Genomic DNA, 5,477 nt, shown 5'->3' with positions numbered 1-5,477 from the left:
GGGGAATTGGAAACGCCCCCCGATTTCTCGGGGGGCGTTTCACTATGTTGTGTTCGGCGGTGTCCTACTTTTCCACCCGTGTGGGCAGTATCATCGGCGCTGACAGGCTTAGCTTCCGGGTTCGGGATGGGACCGGGCGTTTCCCTGTCGCTATGTCCGCCGTAACTCTATTTATTTTTGTGGTGGTGGGCCGGCCCCTTTTTTGGGGGGCGGGTGGTCCACCGGGTCACCAAAGTGTGTGTGTTTGGTGGTGGGGTGTGGGTTTCTAGTGTTTTGTGGTGTGGTTGCGGGCAACACAATTGTTTCGTGTGTGTTGGTAAGTTTTCGGCCGGTTAGTGCCAGTTCCCTGCACACCTTGCGGTGCTTCCAGGTCTGGTCTATCGATCCCGTGGTCTGCGGGGGGCCTTATCCCTCTAAAAGGGTGAGAATCCTGGTCTTGGAGTGGGTTTCCCGCTTAGATGCTTTCAGCGGTTATCCTGTCCGAACGTGGCCATCCAGCCGTGCTCCTGGTGGAACAACTGGTATACCAGAGGTTCGTCCGTCCCGGTCCTCTCGTACTAGGGACAGGTTTCCTCAAGATTCTGACGCGCGCGGCGGATAGAGACCGAACTGTCTCACGACGTTCTAAACCCAGCTCGCGTGCCGCTTTAATGGGCGAACAGCCCAACCCTTGGGACCTGCTCCAGCCCCAGGATGCGACGAGCCGACATCGAGGTGCCAAACCATCCCGTCGATATGGACTCTTGGGGAAGATCAGCCTGTTATCCCCGGGGTACCTTTTATCCGTTGAGCGACACCCCTTCCACTCGGGGGTGCCGGATCACTAGTCCCGACTTTCGTCCCTGTTTGACGTGTCAGTCTTACAGTCAAGCTCCCTTGTGCACTTACACTCAACACCTGATTGCCGTCCAGGTTGAGGGAACCTTTGGGCGCCTCCGTTACATTTTAGGAGGCAACCGCCCCAGTTAAACTACCCACCAGGCACTGTCCCTGAACCAGCTTCATGGTTCGAAGTTAGAGGTCCAATACGATCAGAGTGGTATTTCAACAACGACTCCACCCACACTGGCGTGCGGGTTTCACAGTCTCCCACCTATCCTACACAAACCGCATCGAACATCAATACCAAGCTATAGTGAAGGTCCCGGGGTCTTTTCGTCCTGCCGCGCGTAACGAGCATCTTTACTCGTAATGCAATTTCGCCGAGTCTATGGTTGAGACAGTTGAGAAGTCGTTACGCCATTCGTGCAGGTCGGAACTTACCCGACAAGGAATTTCGCTACCTTAGGATGGTTATAGTTACCACCGCCGTTTACTGGGGCTTAAATTCTCAGCTTCACCCCGAAGGGTTAACCGGTCCTCTTAACCTTCCAGCACCGGGCAGGCGTCAGTCCGTATACATCGTCTTGCGACTTCGCACGGACCTGTGTTTTTAGTAAACAGTCGCTTCTCACTGGTTTCTGCGACCCCCTCCCGCTGCCGGCCGCAAGGGCCATGACGGTATGAGGGTCCCCCTTCTCCCGAAGTTACGGGGGTATTTTGCCGAGTTCCTTAACCATAGTTCACTCGTACGCCTTGGTATTCTCTACCTGACCACCTGTGTTGGTTTGGGGTACGGGCCGTGTGCGTGCTCGCTAGAGGCTTTTCTCGACAGCATAGGATCACCGAATTCGCCACACATGGCTATGCATCACCTCTCGGAATATATGCCAGACGGATTTGCCTATCTGACTTCCTACCGGCTTACCCCAGTATTACCACTGACTGGTACGGCTACCTTCCTGCGTCACCCCATCGCTTGACTACTACCAACGAAGGTCCCACGCAGCCGGCAGAAGTCCTCACCCCGAAGGGATCAGATCCTCTGCCATTTGGGTGGTTAGTACCGCTGATTCATCAGGGACGCCCACACACGGGTACGGGAATATCAACCCGTTGTCCATCGACTACGCCTGTCGGCCTCGCCTTAGGTCCCGACTCACCCTGGGAGGACTGGCCTGGCCCAGGAACCCTTGGTCTTTCGGCGGGCAAGGTTCTCACTTGCCTCATCGCTACTCATGCCTGCATTCTCGCTCCCACACCCTCCACCACTAGATCACTCTGTGGCTTCACCGGATGCAGGACGCTCCCCTACCCAATACATACGTATTGCCGCGGCTTCGGCGGTGTGCTTGAGCCCCGCTACATTATCGGCGCACAATCACTTGACCAGTGAGCTATTACGCACTCTTTCAAGGGTGGCTGCTTCTAAGCCAACCTCCTGGTTGTCTTCGCGACTGCACATCCTTTTCCACTTAGCACACGCTTGGGGGCCTTAGCCGGCGATCTGGGCTGTTTCCCTCTCGACGCACGGAGCTTATCCCCCGCCGTCTCACTGCCACGCTTACACTCACCGGCATTCGGAGTTTGGCTGACGTCAGTAACCTAGTAGGGCCCATCGGCCATCCAGTAGCTCTACCTCCGGTGAGAAACACGCAACGCTGCACCTAAATGCATTTCGGGGAGAACCAGCTATCACGGAGTTTGATTGGCCTTTCACCCCTACCCACAACTCATCCCCTCAGTCTTCAACCTAAGTGGGTTCGGGCCTCCACGCGGTCTTACCCGCGCTTCACCCTGGCCATGGGTAGATCACTCCGCTTCGGGTCCACAACACGCCACTACACCACACACTGTTGTGCGGATACGCCCTATTCAGACTCGCTTTCGCTGCGGCTACCCCACCCGGGTTAACCTCGCGACGTGCCGGTGACTCGCAGGCTCATTCTTCAAAAGGCACGCCATCACCCCACTCAAAGAGAGGGCTCTGACGGATTGTAGGCACATGGTTTCAGGTACTATTTCACTCCCCTCCCGGGGTACTTTTCACCATTCCCTCACGGTACTCGTCCGCTATCGGTCATCGAGAAGTATTCAGGCTTACCGGGTGGTCCCGGCAGATTCACAGCGAATTCCACGGGCTCGCTGCTACTTGGGAAATCATCGCAAGGCAGGTGTCGGATTTTCACGTACCGGGCTCTCACCGTCTACGGCAGACCATCCCAGGCCACTTCCGCTAACCACAACACTTTCTCACTGCCCTCCAGCCAGGTAGAGCCGGACACAACACTCCCACAACCCCGCATGCACAACCCCTACCCGGTATCACATACATACGGTTTAGCCATCCTCCGCTTTCGCTCGCCACTACTCACGGAATCACATTTTGTTTTCTTCTCCTACGGGTACTGAGATGTTTCACTTCCCCGCGTTACCTCCCCACCGGCTATACATTCACCGGAGGGTGACACGACATCACTCGTGCCGGGTTTCCCCATTCGGACATCCTCGGATCCACGCTCGGTTGACAGCTCCCCGAGGCATATCGCAGCCTCCCACGTCCTTCATCGGCTCTCGATGCCAAGGCATCCACCATGCGCCCTTAAACACTTACAAACACAAAAACCAAGAAACAAAAATTGCAAAACAAACAAGACCACAAGAGCCTTGCTCGTTAGATGCTCGCAACCACTATCCACAAAACAAACACCACACCCCACCACCAAGTGTGAGGCGACAACACACCCACCCCCCACAGGGGGCAAACAACGGGCCTGTTGCCTCAGGACCCAACAGTGTGCCCGGCCAAAACCGGCCACCAGAAGCCCCACGGACTCCTGGCGGTTGGTGATCAACGTTGTTGCTGTTCGTAAATTATCTGCACCACCGGCCACCCACTACAGGCGCCGGCGAAAAATCTCCCAACCGCAACACCCTCACCCATGTGAGGTACGGGGGAATCATGGTGCTCCTTAGAAAGGAGGTGATCCAGCCGCACCTTCCGGTACGGCTACCTTGTTACGACTTCGTCCCAATCGCCGATCCCACCTTCGACGGCTCCCTCCCAAGGGTTAGGCCACCGGCTTCGGGTGTTACCGACTTTCATGACGTGACGGGCGGTGTGTACAAGGCCCGGGAACGTATTCACCGCAGCGTTGCTGATCTGCGATTACTAGCGACTCCGACTTCATGGGGTCGAGTTGCAGACCCCAATCCGAACTGAGACCGGCTTTAAAGGATTCGCTAACCCTCACGGGATCGCAGCCCTTTGTACCGGCCATTGTAGCATGTGTGAAGCCCTGGACATAAGGGGCATGATGACTTGACGTCATCCCCACCTTCCTCCGAGTTGACCCCGGCAGTCTCTCACGAGTCCCCACCATAACGTGCTGGCAACATGAGACAAGGGTTGCGCTCGTTGCGGGACTTAACCCAACATCTCACGACACGAGCTGACGACAGCCATGCACCACCTGCACACAGGCCACAAGGGAACCGATATCTCTACCGGCGTCCTGTGCATGTCAAACCCAGGTAAGGTTCTTCGCGTTGCATCGAATTAATCCACATGCTCCGCCGCTTGTGCGGGCCCCCGTCAATTCCTTTGAGTTTTAGCCTTGCGGCCGTACTCCCCAGGCGGGGTACTTAATGCGTTAGCTACGGCACGGATCCCTAAAGGAAGGAAACCCACACCTAGTACCCACCGTTTACGGCGTGGACTACCAGGGTATCTAATCCTGTTCGCTCCCCACGCTTTCGCTCCTCAGCGTCAGTTACTGCCCAGAGACCCGCCTTCGCCACCGGTGTTCCTCCTGATATCTGCGCATTCCACCGCTACACCAGGAATTCCAGTCTCCCCTACAGTACTCCAGTCTGCCCGTATCGCCCGCACGCCCACAGTTGAGCTGTGAGTTTTCACGGACAACGCGACAAACCACCTACGAGCTCTTTACGCCCAGTAATTCCGGACAACGCTCGCACCCTACGTATTACCGCGGCTGCTGGCACGTAGTTGGCCGGTGCTTCTTCTGTACCTACCGTCACCCCGCAGAAAACCACGGAGCTTCGCCGATACTGAAAGAGGTTTACAACCCGAAGGCCGTCATCCCCCACGCGGCGTCGCTGCATCAGGCTTGCGCCCATTGTGCAATATTCCCCACTGCTGCCTCCCGTAGGAGTCTGGGCCGTATCTCAGTCCCAGTGTGGCCGGACACCCTCTCAGGCCGGCTACCCGTCGTCGCCTTGGTAGGCCATCACCCCACCAACAAGCTGATAGGCCGCGGGCCCATCCCACACCGCAAAAGCTTTCCACCACAGAACATGCATCCCATGGTCCTATCCGGTATTAGACCCAGTTTCCCAAGCTTATCCCAGAGTGCAGGGCAGATCACCCACGTGTTACTCACCCGTTCGCCACTCGAGTACCCCCGAAAGGGCCTTTCCGTTCGACTTGCATGTGTTAAGCACGCCGCCAGCGTTCGTCCTGAGCCAGGATCAAACTCTCCAAACAAAAAACGTTCAGAAAAATCCTGAAAACATCAGTTCCGAAAAACCGACAAAAAACAACCACACCCCCAACACGGGGCGCCAAGGATGTGGCAAAACAACAACAAACAAAAACCACCAAACACACTATTGAGTTCTCAAACAACACGCCC

3 rRNA genes are annotated in these 5,477 nt (G+C 56.3%); all 3 read right to left on the bottom strand.

Features of this window, described 5'->3' with window-relative positions:
- Positions 1-51: 51 nt before the first annotated feature.
- The 3 genes from rrf to A5648_RS10420 all read right to left on the bottom strand — a co-directional run bounded on the left by rrf (position 52) and on the right by A5648_RS10420 (position 5,329).
- Positions 52-164 (bottom strand): 5S ribosomal RNA (rrf, locus tag A5648_RS10430).
- Positions 165-312: 148 nt separating this feature from the next.
- Positions 313-3,435, bottom strand: a 23S ribosomal RNA gene (locus A5648_RS10425).
- A gap of 360 nt (positions 3,436-3,795) precedes the next feature.
- Positions 3,796-5,329 (bottom strand): 16S ribosomal RNA (locus A5648_RS10420).
- Together the 16S, 23S and 5S rRNA genes form the textbook arrangement of a ribosomal RNA operon.
- Positions 5,330-5,477: the final 148 nt, after the last annotated feature.

This window comes from Mycolicibacter sinensis (assembly GCF_001673565.1).
GTDB lineage: Bacteria > Actinomycetota > Actinomycetes > Mycobacteriales > Mycobacteriaceae > Mycobacterium > Mycobacterium sinense_C.
This window is presented reverse-complemented; position numbering and strand designations above follow the sequence as displayed.